This is a genomic window from Prevotella sp. AM34-19LB (genome assembly GCF_003468525.1).
Classification (GTDB): Bacteria; Bacteroidota; Bacteroidia; order Bacteroidales; family Bacteroidaceae; genus Prevotella.
Genome location: NZ_QSIG01000013.1, coordinates 59,742 through 74,411, shown reverse-complemented (window position 1 = coordinate 74,411; position 14,670 = coordinate 59,742). Strand labels below are relative to the sequence as shown.

Genomic DNA, 14,670 nt, shown 5'->3' with positions numbered 1-14,670 from the left:
ATAAGACATAAGACATAAGACATAAGACATAAGACATAAGACATAAGACATAAGACATAAGACATAAGACATAAGACATAAGACATAAGACATAAGACATAAAAAAAGAGGTAACCACCCCAAAACGGGAAGTTACCTCTTTTTTTATGATAAAACGGGGAATTTTGGTATTTAATTATTAATTATTTACGCTACCTCCCACAATATCCAGCAATTCATTCGTAATGGCCTGTTGACGACTCTTGTTGTACTGCAGATTGAGTTCACGCAAGAGTTCATCGGCATTATCCGTAGCAGTCTGCATGGCAACCATACGGGCTGCATGCTCACTCGCCTGACTATCCAACAAAGCAGTGTAAACCATCAGATGAAGCTGCTTAGGAATCAAGACTCCCAATACAGTCTCCAGATCCGGCTCCACGATGAAGTCGTCGTTCAGAGGATGTGCCTCTGCACGCTGTCTTTCATCCTCACTAGCCTGCTTCTTGCGCAGATACTCCTGAGCCTTTGCCGTAACCACATTCGATGTGAGGTCACGGTCGTTGTCCTCTCCTATCGCCTCAGTGCTGAGGTCGATAGGCAGTAAAGTCTTCTGGGTCAGGATCTGCGAACCGGCACTCTTGAAGTGGTGATAGATCATCTCCACCTTGTCGAGTTCGCCAGCAGCATACTGCTTGGCAAGCTTGCGGGCGATGTCGGCACAAGCACTGGAATTAGGATGATCGGCGAGATCCATGAAGTTACCGCCAATCTTCAAACCCAGCTTCTGTGCCTTCTCAGCCACCTTTCTGCCGATAGGATATACCGTGATGTCGTCAATGCCATGAGCCTTATACTCGTCCACCGCCTGAATCATCATCTTGATGACGTTGGAGTTGAAACCACCACACAAGCTGCTGTTAGAGCTATATACGATGAGAGCCACACGCTTGATTTCCTTGTGCTCCACCTGCAATTCATGGTCCACATTCGGAGTACTCACCAGGAAGCTCTTCAGGATATGCTCCAGCATATTCTCATAAGGCAGCATATTCTGGATAGCTACCTGAGCATGATGCAACTTGCTGGATGCCACCATCTTCATCGCACTCGTAATCTTACGGGTACTGTTGACGCTGGCGATGCGAGTCTTAATCTCTTTTAACGACGGCATAGGCTATTACGCTTTATATTGTCCTGCTACATTAGCCATGGTTTCCTCAATCACCGCAATGCAATCGTCGGTGAGCTTACCATCAGCCAAAGTTTCGATTACATCGGCGTGCTGGCTGCGCATAGCGTCGAGGAACTGATCCTGGCACTCGCGTACCTTATCCATTGGCACGTCGTGCATCAATCCGTGCACACCACAATAGAGGATAGCCACCTGCTCGCCCACTGGCATAGGGCGATACTGAGGCTGAATCAGCAACTTGTCGTTCTTTCTACCACGGTCCAGTGTCATCGCTGTTACGGCATCCATATCGCTAGAGAACTTAGAGAAAGCCTCCAGCTCACGATACTGAGCCATATCAATCTTCAGGGTACCAGCCACCTTCTTCATACTCTTGATCTGGGCAGAACCACCTACACGAGATACAGAGATACCTACGTTGATAGCTGGGCGGAAGCCTGGTTGAAGAGGTCGGTCTCCAGGAAGATCTGACCGTCGGTGATGGAAATCACGTTGGTTGGGATGTATGCAGAAACGTCACCAGCCTGGGTCTCGATGATTGGGAGGCTGTCAAGGAACCGCCACCCTTCACCTTGCCCTTCAGGCACTCAGGAAGGTCGTTCATCTGCTCGGCTACCTCCTGCTGGTCGTTGATACGAGCGGCACGCTCCAACAGACGAGAGTGGAGATAGAACACATCACCAGGATAAGCCTCACGTCCTGATGGACGGCGGAGGATCAATGATACCTCACGATAAGCCACAGCCTGCTTACTCAAGTCATCATATACTACGAGGGCTGAGTAACCGCGGTCGCGGAAGTACTCACCGATGGCTGCACCGGCGAATGGTGCGTAATACTGCATGGCTGCAGGATCGGCAGCGGTAGCACTTACGATGATGGTATATGGCAGGGCGCCGTGCTCCTTCAGGTTCTGTACCAATGCTGCAACGGTAGATGCTTTCTGACCGATGGCTACATAGATACAATATACAGGCTTGCCTGCCTCATAGAAACTCTTCTGGTTGATGATGGTATCCACTGCGATTGCAGTCTTACCAGTCTGACGGTCGCCGATAATCAACTCACGCTGTCCACGACCAATAGGAATCATGGAATCGACAGCCTTCAAACCAGTCTGGAGAGGTTCCTTTACTGGCTGACGATAGATCACACCAGGAGCCTTGCGGTCCAGCGGCATCTCGAAAGCACCCGTGAGATCGATATCACCGAGACCATCGATAGCCTGACCCAGAGGGTTAACGACACGACCTAAGAAATTGTCGTTCACGCGGATAGAAGCGATACGGTGAGTACGCTTCACGCTCTGTCCCTCCTTGATGCCAGCAGTAGGACCCAGGAGGACACAACCTACATTGTCTTCCTCAAGGTTCATGACGATAGCCATCGTGCCGTTCTCGAACTCAAGAAGCTCATTAGCCTCTGCATTGCGCAGACCGTAGATACGAGCCACGCCATCGCTGACGGTAAGCACAGTACCCACCTCGTCAAACTGCTGAGAGCCATTCACCTCCTGGAGCTGCTGCTGAAGCACTTCAGACACCTCACTTGGTTTAATTTTATCTGACATGTTGTTATTTACTTTAATTGTTTTTACTTTTTGAGCTGTGTCAGAATGTTGTTGAGCTTGGTCTTCACGCTCGCATCCATTCTGTAAGTATCATACTCAAGGATGAACCCACCGATCAGATCAGGGTTCACCTCAGTCTTGAACTCCACAGTACCTTGCGTTCTCTGCTCCACCATCTTGCGCATCTTGTCCTCTGTAGAGGCATCAACGGCAGTGGCGGTGATCAGCTTACCGCGGATGATGTTCTTCTGTTTCCTGTAAAGAGTGATATACGAAGCAGCCATGAATTGCAGGGTGCTCTCCCTATCCTCCTTCAGGACGAGTGCGATGAACTTCTTGCTCAGATCCGATGGGTTCTTACCCAGGGCTGTAGTGAGAAGCGCCTGCTTCTTGTCCTTGGAAAGCATAGGGTTGTCTATCGTAAATCTCAGTTCAGGCACGTCGATGTAGCTCTTGTAGAGCGTCTGCATCTCCTGGTACACCTGATCTTCGAGCTTCATGCCAAGTGCGGCCTTGATGAGGGCACGGGCATAACGCACCGATATTACACCTATATCCATAAGCTTTACTATTTGTTGTCAGAAGAAACCTCGTCCAGCAGTCGATTTATCATATCCATCTGTGCCTTGTCGTCAGAGAGCTTAGCCTTGAGCACCTTCTCTGCAATCTGTACAGAGAGCTCGGCTACCTGTCCACGGATTTCGCGGATGGCATTCTGCTTCTCGGTCTCAATCTGCGCCTTGGCGTCAGAGAGCAGACGAGCGCCCTCTTCGCGAGCCTTGTCCTGTGCTTTCTCTACGATGGCATCGCGGGTATCGGCAGCCTCCTTGAGGATGGCAGCCTGCTTCTCGCGAGCTTCCTGCAAGATGGATTCACCTTCTTTTTGGATATTGGCAAGCTTCTCGTTGGCTTCGTGCGCTTTCTTCAGGCTCTCGTCGATGAAGGCCTTGCGCTCAGTCACCATCTTGACGATGGCTCCGAAACCAGCCTTTCTCAAGATGACGAAAACAATCAGGAAAACGACTGTCATCCAGAAAAGCAAACCGCTATCAGGAATCAATAAATCCATATATACTGGTTAAAGTTTTACTTAAACGTTTTATTTTAACTAACTCTGGAAAAGGTCACCCTCCCGCCCGCAAACCGCAGAACAGATTCCGAGAGCATCAGATATCGGAGAACATTCTGCAAGATTTGCGAATGAATCGTGGCGGGAAGGGTGATATTCCTATTATTACATAACGATAGCCAAGATGGCGATGATGACTGCGAAGAACGCAACACCCTCAACCAACGCAGCTGCGATGATCATAGAAGAACGGAGATCGCCCATCTTCTCTGGCTGGCGAGCCATAGCGTCCATAGCCTGGCCACCAATACGACCGATACCAATACCTGCGCCAATAGCGGCCAAACTTGCGCCGATTGCGGCACCTAACTTTGCGAGAGCATCTGCTGCTAATAAAAGTGATAACATAATCTTATAATTTAAGTTGTTAATATTTTCTTTATTTAAATTCTATTTGATGATTTCTGGCTCAGCCTCATGAGGCTGTACGTGAGCCAGCGAGATGAATACTGCACTCAGCATGGTGAATACCAATGCCTGGATGTAGCTTACCAATATTTCGAGGAGCATCATGAAGACACTCATCGCAACACTCACAATTGTCATACCCGTACCTGCCAAATAGTTAGCCAGCATATTCTCACTGATGTTGAACATAATGAAAATAATAGCCGCAAACGCAAGAGCGATAGCGTGGCCAGCCATCATGTTGGCGAAGAGTCGGATAATCAAAGCCAACGGTTTCGTGAAGATTCCGAAGAGCTCGATGAATGGCATCAGTGGCACTGGCACCTTCAACCACGTTGGTACGTCCGGCCAGAAGATTTCCTTCCAGTATTCCTTCGTACCGGTGAAGTTGGTGATCAGGAATGTCGTTACACCGAAGAATGCGGTGCAGGCGATATTACCCGTCAGGTTACCACCACCCGGAGGGAACGGTACGATACCCATGATGTTGGCTACGAAGATAAAGAAGAAGCAGGTAAGCAACCATGGTGCGTACTTTGGAGCTTCCTTACCCAGTGTAGCCTTGATCACATCATCATATACCGACATGACGAACATGTGTATCAGTCCTGTAAATCCCTTTGGTGCAGGGTCATCCACTTTGTGCTTCCTGCACCAGCTGGCTGGAATCAGGATACACAGCAACAGGATGATAGCATCGATGAAGAGCACGCAAACGGTCTTCGTGATGGAGATGTCGAGAGGACGAACCTCCTGACCTCCCACCTTCTCTACTATCTTGTTGGGATTCGTCTGCGCATCACCGTTCTTGATCACCAGGTTGAAAGGTCCCGGACGGTCTCCGTTGGCATCCTTCTCTTCCGAGAATTCGCTGCTGCAGAACACGTGCCAGCCTGTAGTGGTGTTCACGATGACAGGCAGATGAATCACTACGGGATGGTCTCCCACCTTAGTGATATGCCATTCATAAGAATCCTTGATATGACCCCACAATATCTCTTTCACGTCGATGTTTTCCTTTGCCGACACCTGCACTGGCGCCAGCGTGAAGAGCAGCATCGCCATCAAGAGGAATTGTTTGAGATGTTTCATATTCTTTAATTCTTACTTTGTTTATTAATTATTTGTCTTGGAGCCGCATTAAGAGAGACGGCTCTTTTTCTCTACCCGAGCGAAGTAGATGCAGTCGAACACGAGAAGCATGACATAGAACAGGGCGAAGATGACGGTGAATCCCAGGATGTTCTGCTTGTCGCATGTCAGCACGTAGATGAGAAACACCAGGGTGCCGGCTACCATCTTGATGACCAGTGCCGCCAGGTAGAACTTGGCGAGATTGGCGGGAGATGATTTAGCCACAGCCTTCCAGGCTTCGCCATAAGCAGTACTTGCAACGAGTGAGAATATCGCACTCACTATCAGCGGGTTAACCACCTGGGCAATAATATCATCGCATTTTGCAGAGATTCTGCAGCTGAAGAGGATGGCGAGCGCCATGGCTGCTGTCATCCACAGAGAAATCTGCTTGTACTTGATACCTGCCTGCCTGATAGCCTGCAAGCGCATCTTTTCATCTTTTTCCATAAATTCTATTTTTTAAACTTCTACGCAGAGGCTTACTTCGTTTTTCTTACATTCCACGAATCCGCCCTTGATATTCATTGCCTGCTTGCCTTCCTTGGTGGTGTATTCCACCTTGCCCATTTCGAGCGAAGAGATGATAGGTGCGTGATCCTTGAGAATCTCGAACGAGCCGAGGGTTCCCGGAACCAGTACGCTCTCTACCTCACCCTGGAAGACTACTTTCTCAGGAGATACTATCTTTAGCTGTAACATAAGCCGTGGATTTAAAGATTACGCCTGTGCTGCTGCGAGCAACTGCTTAGCCTTCTCCTTCGCATCCTCGATAGTACCTACGTTGAGGAATGCCTGCTCTGGCAGGTCGTCTACCTCGCCGTCGAGGATGGCGTTGAAGCCCTTGATAGTCTCTTCGATTGGTACCATCACACCCTTCAAACCGGTGAACTGCTCTGCTACGGTGAATGGCTGACTCAGGAAACGCTGTACACGGCGTGCACGGTTCACGGTCAACTTATCCTCATCAGAAAGCTCATCCATACCGAGGATGGCGATGATATCCTGCAACTCGTTGTAACGCTGCAGCAACTGCTTTACTCGCTGCGCACAGTCGTAATGAGCCTTGCCCACAATCAGCGGATCGAGGATACGAGAGGTAGAACCCAGCGGATCTACGGCAGGATAGATACCCAGAGATGCAATCTTACGTGAAAGCTCTGTGGTGGCATCCAGGTGAGTAAAGGTGGTGGCTGGAGCAGGGTCGGTCAAGTCATCGGCAGGCACATAAACGGCCTGTACTGAGGTGATGGAACCATTCTTGGTAGAAGTGATTCGCTCCTGCATGGCACCCATCTCAGAAGCCAGTGTTGGCTGATAACCTACGGCTGATGGCATACGACCTAAGAGCGCAGACACCTCAGAACCAGCCTGGGTGAAACGGAAGATGTTATCGATGAAGAACATGATGTCGGCAGCCTCACCGTTCTTGCCTCCGTGGTCACGGAACTCCTCGGCTACGGTCAATCCGGAAAGCGCTACTGAAGCACGTGCCCCAGGAGGCTCATTCATCTGACCATACACCAGGGTAGCCTGACTCTTGGCAAGCTCCTCAGGGTCAACGAGTGAGAGGTCCCACTTACCCTCTTCCATGGCTTTACGGAACTTCTCGCCATACTTGATAACGCCAGATTCGAGCATGTCTCGAATCAAGTCGTTACCCTCACGGGTACGCTCACCTACACCAGCGAATACAGAGTAGCCGTTGTGTCCCTTGGCGATGTTGTTGATCAACTCCATGATGAGCACCGTCTTACCTACACCGGCACCTCCGAAGAGACCAATCTTACCACCCTTCATGTAAGGCTCGAGCAGGTCGATCACCTTGATACCGGTGGCAAGCATCTCCTTGTGCGTAGAGAGCTCATCGAATTTCGGAGCCTCACGGTGGATAGGATAAGCACCCTTCATGTCCAATTCGTTCATACCATCAATAGGCTGTCCGATTACATTCATCATTCGGCCCTTGATCTGCTCTCCTGCCGGCATCATGATTGGGTTGCCTGTAACGGCAACTTCCAAGCCACGCTGCAAGCCATCGGTGTTGTCCATAGCGACACAGCGAACTGTATCCTCACCGATGTGCTGCTGCACCTCGATGACCAGGTCGCGTCCGTCTGGGCGTTTCACCTTCAGAGCTTCGTGAATTTTAGGAAGCACCTTCTCAGGATTCTCGCCCTTGGTATCGAAATATACGTCGATAACCGGACCGATAATCTGCGAGATGCGTCCACTTACTTGTGACATAACTTATTAGTTTAAAAGTTTATTTTTATATATATGTTTCATTCTTTATGTATTCGAGATTCGTGATGTCGGAGTCCGATATCACGAATCTCGGAATACGGCTGCAAAAGTAACAACAATTTACGGAAGCTGCAAATTTTTTGGAAGTTTTATCTGTATTTTACTCCGTTTTAAAACTTTTTTAATTCCGTTTAAACCATTTTTACCTTTGATACATTTACTATTAGTAATGCCGATAACAGCACTAGATGCTCAACTCATCCAATACCTTGATGAGCTTGCGGTCGAATGGCTTGTCTGAACGGATAGCCTCTGAAAGTGGCACGTAAACCACCTCATTGTTGCGCACACCGATCATCACATTGCGCTGACCCTGCATGATAGCCTCGATGGCACCGCAACCGGTACGGCTGGCGAGGATACGGTCACGGGCTGATGGGCGACCACCACGCTGCAGGTGACCGAGAATAGATACACGCACGTCGAACTCTGGGAACTCCTTGCGCACACGGTCGGCATAGTAGAGCGCACCGCACTTAGGACTCTCAGACACGATGACGATACAGCTCTTCTTAGACTTGCGGATACCGCGCTCCATGAACTGAGCCAACTGGTCAACATCGGTAGAATCCTCAGGGATGATGGCAGCCTCTGCACCGCTGGCGATGGCAGAATTCTGTGCCAGGAATCCGGCATCACGGCCCATTACCTCGATGAAGAAGATACGCTCGTGGCTCTGCGCAGTATCACGGATACGGTCCACGCACTCTACGATGGTGTTCATGGTTGTATCGTAACCGATGGTATTATCTGTGCCATAGAGGTCGTTGTCGATAGTGCCAGGAAGACCGATGCAGCAGATGTCAAACTCGCGTGCGAAGTTCATTGCACCGGTGAGCGAACCGTTACCTCCGATTACTACCAAAGCATCGATTTCCTCTTTCTGAATATTCTCGTATGCCTTCTGGCGACCTTCCTCGGTCATGAATTCCTTAGAACGTGCAGTCTTCAGCATCGTACCTCCGGTACCGATGATACCGCTCACGTTCTCAGTAGTGAAAGGCTTGATCTCGTCGTTGATCAGTCCATCGTAACCACGATAGATACCCTTCACGTTGAATCCGTTGTAGATAGCCGAACGGGTCACCGCACGGATCGCTGCGTTCATACCAGGAGCATCACCTCCAGAAGTCAAAATACCTATAGTCTTAATCTTTGCCATAACTATATATACCTTATTATATTATACTTTATATTTTATATTAAATCTAATTGATACAATAATAATAAAAAAATATGCTTTCTTATTGGCTGCGGGATGCGTGTTACATCCCCTTTTTCTTCAGAATCTCTTTCGTCGTCTGATTCTTTCTTTTTCTTCTTCAGATATAGTTTTTAAATCATTAAGTAAACGGCTCCTCCCATCAGGGTGTGCGAGAGCCAGAGGATAGCGAGGCCAGCCACGCCACCCACGAGGGCCTTCCATCCGATATTGCGGAAGAACCAGCCCATGCGCATGTGCTCCATCTTCATCAGGGCAAGACCGCTGATGGTACCGATGCCCAGCACATTGCCTCCTGCCATTACGCAGTAAGCGATTACCTGCCAGTAGAGACCGTTGGTATTATACACCGAATCCATAGCATAGGTAGGGTCGCCCAATCCCATCACATCTTGCAATGAGAAGAAGTTCATAGCAGTGGCAAAGTTGTCGAGTACCGTACTCAGCACTCCGGCAGCCACGCCATGCAGCCATACATTAGGGTGCTCCTCACTGGTTCCCAGCCAGTTGGAGAGGTCATAGAAAGCACCCGTTTCCTTCACCACGCTCACGGCGAGAATCATTCCCATCACGAAGAGAATCATCTGAATCACACCGTATTGCAGCACTCCAGGGGTACGACGCTCCACCATGCATCCATATTCATGAGCTTGCGATTGAAGATTTCGTTCACAATCCAGAGTACGCTGAGCACGCACAGGGCACCCAGGAACGGACTGAGCTTGGTGATGTTATGGAAGGTAGGGATAAACCACAGACCGCCGATTCCCACGAGGAGCATCAGCAATCTCTGCCACTTGTTCAGGCGGGTATCATCGCCACGGAAAGGCATCACAATCCACTCTGTATCAAGTCTTTCCGGCAGCATACGCTGCATCAGCAGGGTTGGAATCAACCACGCTGCAAGACAAGGGAGGAGTAATGAAAAGGAGAAAACGGTGGCTGTAACAGCCCCTGAATTCCAGAGTACCAGACCTTCCGGGTTACCAATCACGGTGAGAGCACCGCCACAGTTGGCAGCTAGGAGGATGGCGCTTCCATACACCATTCTCTGTCTTCTGCTTGGGATGACACCGTGCATCATGGTGAGCATCATCACGGTGGTGGTGAGGTTATCGAGATTGATGGAAATCAGGAATGTAACGATGGCGAGAGTCCATAGCATCTTCTTGCTGTTGCGAGTACGAAGCAACTGTCGCACGAAGTCGAAGCAGCCGTTGTTGTTGAGGATTTCTACGATCGTCATCGTAGCGAGCAGAAACATCACGATCTCCGCTGCCCTACCCACCTGTGGGAGGAAGATGTGTCGGGAGATGAAGTACTTGACGGAAGTACTGGTTGATTCCATGTCGCTGAAATTGAGAAAGCGTGTATAATCCGCTGAATGCTCGCTAGTTACGAAGTCCATACCGAAGCATATATACAGCACCCATCCCACCGTTCCGGCGAAGATAGCCACGGCAGCACGGTTTACTTTGGTCACGTTCTCAGTTGCAATGAGCACGCAGGCCAGAATCAGTATGGTTAAAATGACTAGTGTCATATTTCTCAATCGTTAGTTCATATTTTCATAATCAAGGGCAAAGGTAACAAAATATTTGTAATCCCCAATATTTCTGTGATTTTTTTTAATGAATTTAACGCAAAATTCATGCAACTGGCGACTTAAACCACATGTTATAAGGTCACGCAGTTCCAGTTCCACGACCGAACAGGTCGCTTTCCGTTTAAATTCCGTGCGTAATCCGTGCAGCAAGAATGTATCCGATAATTCCGCGTAATCCGATGAAAAAAATCCGATGAAGAAAAAAAACGATGAAAAGAATATCCGATAAAGACATTATATATAAGTAGGAAGCACAAGATTCGCCCCCAAACCGCCCCATTTAGTTAAATATCATTAATAAACCAAAGAAAAACAAACACAAATGCTTGTAACTCAAAGAAAATGAGTAATTTTGCGCCCGATTTCAACAATATATAAAGTCAAACTTTATTAATTTAAATTTTTTAATTATTTTTTATGTCAAATTTTAAGAACGTACAGCCACTCGACGACTTCAATTGGGATGAGTTCGAGAATGGCACAAACGCAGGCGTCAGCAAAACAGACCTCGAGAAGGCCTATGACGAAACACTTAACAAGGTAACTGAGCACCAGGTGGTTGAGGGTACCGTAATCTCTGTTGATAAGAAAGAGGTTATCGTAAACATCGGCTACAAGAGCGATGGTATCATTCCAGCTTCAGAGTTCCGTTACAACCCAGACCTCAAGGTAGGCGACAAGGTTGAAGTTTACGTAGAGAACCAGGAGGACGTAAAGGGCCAGTTGGTACTCTCTCACAAGAAGGCTCGCCTCAGCAAGTCTTGGGAGCGTGTTAACGCTGCTCTCGAGAACGAGGAGATCATCCAGGGTTACATCAAGTGCCGCACTAAGGGCGGTATGATCGTTGACGTCTTCGGTATCGAGGCTTTCTTGCCAGGAAGCCAGATCGACGTTCACCCTATACGCGACTACGACGTATTCGTAGGCAAGACAATGGAGTTCAAGGTTGTAAAGATCAACCAGGAGTTCCGCAACGTCGTTGTATCTCACAAGGCACTCATCGAGCAGGAGCTCGAGCAGCAGCGTAAGGAGATTATCGGCAAGCTCGAGAAGGGTCAGATCCTCGAGGGTACCGTTAAGAACATCACTACTTACGGTGTATTCGTTGACCTCGGCGGTGTTGACGGTTTGATCCACATCACAGACCTCTCTTGGGGCCGCGTAAGCGATCCACACGAGGTTGTATCTCTCGACCAGAAGATCAACGTTGTAATCCTCGACTTCGATGAGGAGAAGAAGCGTATCGCTCTCGGTTTGAAGCAGCTCACTCCACATCCATGGGATGCTCTCGATGAGAACCTCAAGGTAGGTGATCACGTGAAGGGTAAGGTAGTGGTTATGGCTGACTACGGTGCATTCGTTGAGATTGCTCCAGGTGTAGAGGGCTTGATCCACGTTTCTGAGATGTCTTGGAGCCAGCACCTCCGTTCAGCTAACGACTTCATGAAGGTTGGCGACGAGGTAGAGGCTGTTATCTTGACTCTCGACCGCGCTGAGCGTAAGATGAGCCTCGGTATCAAGCAGCTCAAGGAAGATCCATGGGAGTGCATCGAGACTAAGTTCCCTATCGGCAGCAAGCACGTTGCTAAGGTTCGCAACTTCACTAACTTCGGTATCTTCGTAGAGCTCGCAGAGGGTGTTGACGGTCTGATCCACATCTCTGACCTCTCTTGGACCAAGAAGATCAAGCACCCATCTGAGTTCACTACAGTTGGTGCTACTCTCGACGTAGTAGTTCTCGAGATCGACAAGGAGAACCGTCGCTTGAGCCTCGGCCACAAGCAGTTGGAGAAGAACCCATGGGATGAGTATGAGACAATCTACACTCCAGGTTCTGTACACAAGGGTACCATCGTTGAGATGATGGATAAGGGTGCTGTAGTTGCTCTCGCAGAGGGTGGCGAAGGCTTCGCTACTCCAAAGCACCTCACCAAGGAGGACGGCTCAATGGCTAAGAAGGGCGAGGAGCTCGACTTCAAGGTAATCGAGTTCGTTAAGGAGACAAAGCGTATCATCCTCTCTCACTCTCGTACATTCGAGGAGGGCAAGGACGAGCCAATCGCTAAGCCAGCTCACAAGCGTGGTGGTAACGGTGGTCGCAAGAACGAGACTCCAGCTATCAACAACGTAGCTGCTGGTACTTCACTCGGCGACATCGATGCTCTTGCTAAGTTGAAGGCTCAGATGGAGGGCAAGGCTTAATCTCCTAGAGATAAAGCATTTGCTATTCATTAGCTAAATAAAATTTTTAAGGGGACTGAAATTTCAGGTTTGAGATTTCAGTCCCTTTTTTTTGTGTGTATAGGTGGCAAAAAAAATATTTTTATCACTTCATCTACTATAGTCACGAAGTATTCATTTCTTTGGCTATGTCACGGAATTTTCATTTTTTTGCAATGCGTAAGGCAATGTCGCCTTTGCATAAAACAAAAGCAATGAAAAAGAAGACAAAAAACAAACCAAGAACCAAGGCTACCATCTACATAAAATATGATGCAGAGAAGGCCGAAAACCTCATTGGCTACGCCACAAGATGGGGCATCCGTAGATCAGAAACCTTGAACATCAGCCGATTCATCCGAATGTTGATTGAGAAATACGATATTACGAAATCAGCCTTTCACGAGACAAGTGGAATACACAATATGGCGTTCAACAAATACCAGAACGTACCCGACAACTGCTGCCTGTCAACGGAAGCTATCGAGCGAATTGCCGTGTGCATCCTCCTCCTGGAACCACCCCTCAACGAAGACCCAGACTTTGAAGTTGACTGCGTGAAAAAGAAAGGAGGCTTCCGTGGGGTGATTGCCAACATGAGCAAAAAAGATATCGACGATATGAGAGAGGAATTTCGTAAAGCATTCGGAACATTCGGTTTTTATCTGACCCTCTCCATCAAGAGCCTGGATGAGCTTAACGAAATGAATGTATTATACTTCAACATATTCACTAACGTAAATGGTAAATTGAAATGAAAAACAACACAACAATCCACACAAGCAAGTGCTCTGACAGCGATTCGGGCTATCAGGTGGCAGGCGGCTACACCATCCAGCCGCTCACCACCTGCATCGATATCAATACGGAGCGAAGACTCATCGCCAGCTGGCATACCAGCGGGCTGAGTGACGTGCAGATCCGCAAAATGCTGATGCTCTACTTCGGAGAACCAGCATGGATGAATCTGCAGAAACTGTATGACTGCAACAGATTTTCACAGATTGCAACGGGGTTAAGATTCCGCAGCAGACAGGAATTCGTTGAACTCCTGCTCAGATGTGCAGGATTCGGATTCATCTGGAAGAACAAAGAGGAGCCTCACACTGGCAAAAATCTTCTTGCCTTCTACACTCCCATCTGGCATGTTTGCGATGAAACAGATATGGTTAACGAGCAGGATTCCGGCGAAAATCTGCAAGATAACTTGGGCTATATTAATAATAATATATATATTATAAGAAAAATAATAAAAAGAAAAATATAAGCAAGTATGTTAGCCCAAGTCAACTTGCAAATTCACCCGAACACGAGAAGAAAGTGGAAGCTGCTGCCAAGGAGCTTATCCACTTCATCGGAACCGATCCTGATGCTTATGCCAAGGTGGTGAAACCAGTGAATGATATCACGCAGAAAGCGAATCCGGATCTCTTCACAAATCCGGGGGACGCCTGTCCCAGCAATATGGCTACGAATATTTTCTTCAACAAATATCTGTACCCCTATCTGCTGACACATAGCGAGCGATTGATGAAAATCCAGAGTATCCTGGGCAAAAGCATCTGGCTCGCCAATCTCATCAAATACGATTTCATGCAGAAGAACATCATGCGTGCCGTGAATGATGCCACCAAGTACCTCAAGCTGCATGCGGCTGAAATGATGCGGCAGTACCGACCGATCTCGAATTTCGAGTATCAGGACAAGGCGTCGAAACAGCGATTCTATGATACGACACGATGTGATGGAACTCCGGAGCAGCATCGAATACCACCGGATGCTGCGCCGAGACCATCCGGCAACGCTGCCTGGAACAAATTCTCACACACCTGGGTGAGTCCAAAGTAAATCACTGTCAAGCAGAAAAAGCTTTCACAATAAAACAAACAATACAACAACA

The 14,670-nt window shown here is 48.4% G+C and carries 13 protein-coding genes and 2 pseudogenes; 4 read left to right on the top strand and 11 right to left on the bottom strand.

Translation table 11 applies throughout. The features are described from left to right. Positions 1 to 178 precede the first annotated feature (178 nt). From DW830_RS05970 to DW830_RS05920, 11 genes and pseudogenes are all read right to left on the bottom strand, one after another. Positions 179 to 1,153, bottom strand: a complete 975-nt coding sequence (locus DW830_RS05970; RefSeq protein ID WP_119249253.1) for a F0F1 ATP synthase subunit gamma — start codon at positions 1,151 to 1,153, stop codon at positions 179 to 181. Between the two features lie 6 nt (positions 1,154 to 1,159). Next, positions 1,160 to 2,744 (bottom strand): annotated as a pseudogene (atpA, locus tag DW830_RS05965) (F0F1 ATP synthase subunit alpha). Between the two features lie 23 nt (positions 2,745 to 2,767). Further along, positions 2,768 to 3,304 carry a F0F1 ATP synthase subunit delta gene (locus DW830_RS05960; RefSeq protein ID WP_119249252.1) on the bottom strand — a complete coding sequence of 179 codons (537 nt, stop codon included), beginning with the start codon at positions 3,302 to 3,304 and terminating at the stop codon, positions 2,768 to 2,770. Positions 3,305 to 3,312: 8 nt separating this feature from the next. After that, positions 3,313 to 3,813 (bottom strand): F0F1 ATP synthase subunit B, encoded by a 501-nt coding sequence (gene atpF / locus DW830_RS05955; RefSeq protein ID WP_119249251.1) that lies wholly within the window; start codon positions 3,811 to 3,813, stop codon positions 3,313 to 3,315. Positions 3,814 to 3,978: 165 nt separating this feature from the next. Continuing rightward, the gene (gene atpE, locus DW830_RS05950) at positions 3,979 to 4,221 is read right to left on the bottom strand and encodes an ATP synthase F0 subunit C (RefSeq protein WP_022253225.1); all 243 of its coding nucleotides are present in this window, start codon (positions 4,219 to 4,221) and stop codon (positions 3,979 to 3,981) included. Positions 4,222 to 4,263: 42 nt separating this feature from the next. Further along, positions 4,264 to 5,373, bottom strand: coding sequence for a F0F1 ATP synthase subunit A (gene atpB / locus DW830_RS05945; protein ID WP_119249250.1), 1,110 nt, complete (start codon positions 5,371 to 5,373; stop codon positions 4,264 to 4,266). Between the two features lie 48 nt (positions 5,374 to 5,421). After that, on the bottom strand, positions 5,422 to 5,865 hold the full coding sequence (locus DW830_RS05940; RefSeq protein WP_119249249.1) for a hypothetical protein: 444 nt from the start codon (positions 5,863 to 5,865) through the stop codon (positions 5,422 to 5,424). Positions 5,866 to 5,877: 12 nt separating this feature from the next. After that, positions 5,878 to 6,117, bottom strand: coding sequence for an ATP synthase F1 subunit epsilon (gene atpC, locus DW830_RS05935; protein ID WP_119249248.1), 240 nt, complete (start codon positions 6,115 to 6,117; stop codon positions 5,878 to 5,880). Between the two features lie 18 nt (positions 6,118 to 6,135). Next, positions 6,136 to 7,662, bottom strand: a complete 1,527-nt coding sequence (atpD, locus tag DW830_RS05930; RefSeq protein ID WP_089543456.1) for a F0F1 ATP synthase subunit beta — start codon at positions 7,660 to 7,662, stop codon at positions 6,136 to 6,138. A gap of 244 nt (positions 7,663 to 7,906) precedes the next feature. Then, a complete protein-coding gene (gene pfkA, locus DW830_RS05925) occupies positions 7,907 to 8,884 on the bottom strand; it encodes a 6-phosphofructokinase (RefSeq protein ID WP_119249247.1) in 978 nt (325 codons plus the stop codon). Positions 8,885 to 9,057: 173 nt separating this feature from the next. Further along, positions 9,058 to 10,487 (bottom strand): annotated as a pseudogene (locus tag DW830_RS05920) (SLC13 family permease). 480 nt (positions 10,488 to 10,967) lie between these two features. Here DW830_RS05920 and rpsA point away from each other — a divergent pair. From rpsA to DW830_RS05900, 4 genes are all read left to right on the top strand, one after another. Continuing rightward, entirely contained in the window at positions 10,968 to 12,752 is a 1,785-nt protein-coding gene (gene rpsA / locus DW830_RS05915) for a 30S ribosomal protein S1 (protein WP_119249246.1), read from the top strand. A gap of 233 nt (positions 12,753 to 12,985) precedes the next feature. Then, positions 12,986 to 13,528, top strand: coding sequence for a hypothetical protein (locus DW830_RS05910; RefSeq protein WP_119249245.1), 543 nt, complete (start codon positions 12,986 to 12,988; stop codon positions 13,526 to 13,528). Continuing rightward, entirely contained in the window at positions 13,525 to 14,037 is a 513-nt protein-coding gene (locus DW830_RS05905) for a hypothetical protein (protein ID WP_119249244.1), read from the top strand. The genes DW830_RS05910 and DW830_RS05905 overlap by 4 nt, the downstream gene beginning before the upstream one ends. Before the next feature lie 53 nt (positions 14,038 to 14,090). Further along, entirely contained in the window at positions 14,091 to 14,618 is a 528-nt protein-coding gene (locus DW830_RS05900) for a hypothetical protein (RefSeq protein WP_119249243.1), read from the top strand. The last annotated feature ends 52 nt before the right edge of the window (positions 14,619 to 14,670 follow it).

Coding starts and splice junctions, on each gene's coding strand:
- atpD (WP_089543456.1), bottom strand. CDS start 7,662: ATGTCACAAGTAAGTGGACGCATCTCGCAGATTATCGGTCCGGTTATC.
- DW830_RS05905 (WP_119249244.1), top strand. CDS start 13,525: ATGAAAAACAACACAACAATCCACACAAGCAAGTGCTCTGACAGCGAT.
- rpsA (WP_119249246.1), top strand. CDS start 10,968: ATGTCAAATTTTAAGAACGTACAGCCACTCGACGACTTCAATTGGGAT.
- atpC (WP_119249248.1), bottom strand. CDS start 6,117: ATGTTACAGCTAAAGATAGTATCTCCTGAGAAAGTAGTCTTCCAGGGT.
- DW830_RS05910 (WP_119249245.1), top strand. CDS start 12,986: ATGAAAAAGAAGACAAAAAACAAACCAAGAACCAAGGCTACCATCTAC.
- atpE (WP_022253225.1), bottom strand. CDS start 4,221: ATGTTATCACTTTTATTAGCAGCAGATGCTCTCGCAAAGTTAGGTGCC.
- DW830_RS05940 (WP_119249249.1), bottom strand. CDS start 5,865: ATGGAAAAAGATGAAAAGATGCGCTTGCAGGCTATCAGGCAGGCAGGT.
- atpB (WP_119249250.1), bottom strand. CDS start 5,373: ATGAAACATCTCAAACAATTCCTCTTGATGGCGATGCTGCTCTTCACG.
- DW830_RS05970 (WP_119249253.1), bottom strand. CDS start 1,153: ATGCCGTCGTTAAAAGAGATTAAGACTCGCATCGCCAGCGTCAACAGT.
- atpF (WP_119249251.1), bottom strand. CDS start 3,813: ATGGATTTATTGATTCCTGATAGCGGTTTGCTTTTCTGGATGACAGTC.
- pfkA (WP_119249247.1), bottom strand. CDS start 8,884: ATGGCAAAGATTAAGACTATAGGTATTTTGACTTCTGGAGGTGATGCT.
- DW830_RS05960 (WP_119249252.1), bottom strand. CDS start 3,304: ATGGATATAGGTGTAATATCGGTGCGTTATGCCCGTGCCCTCATCAAG.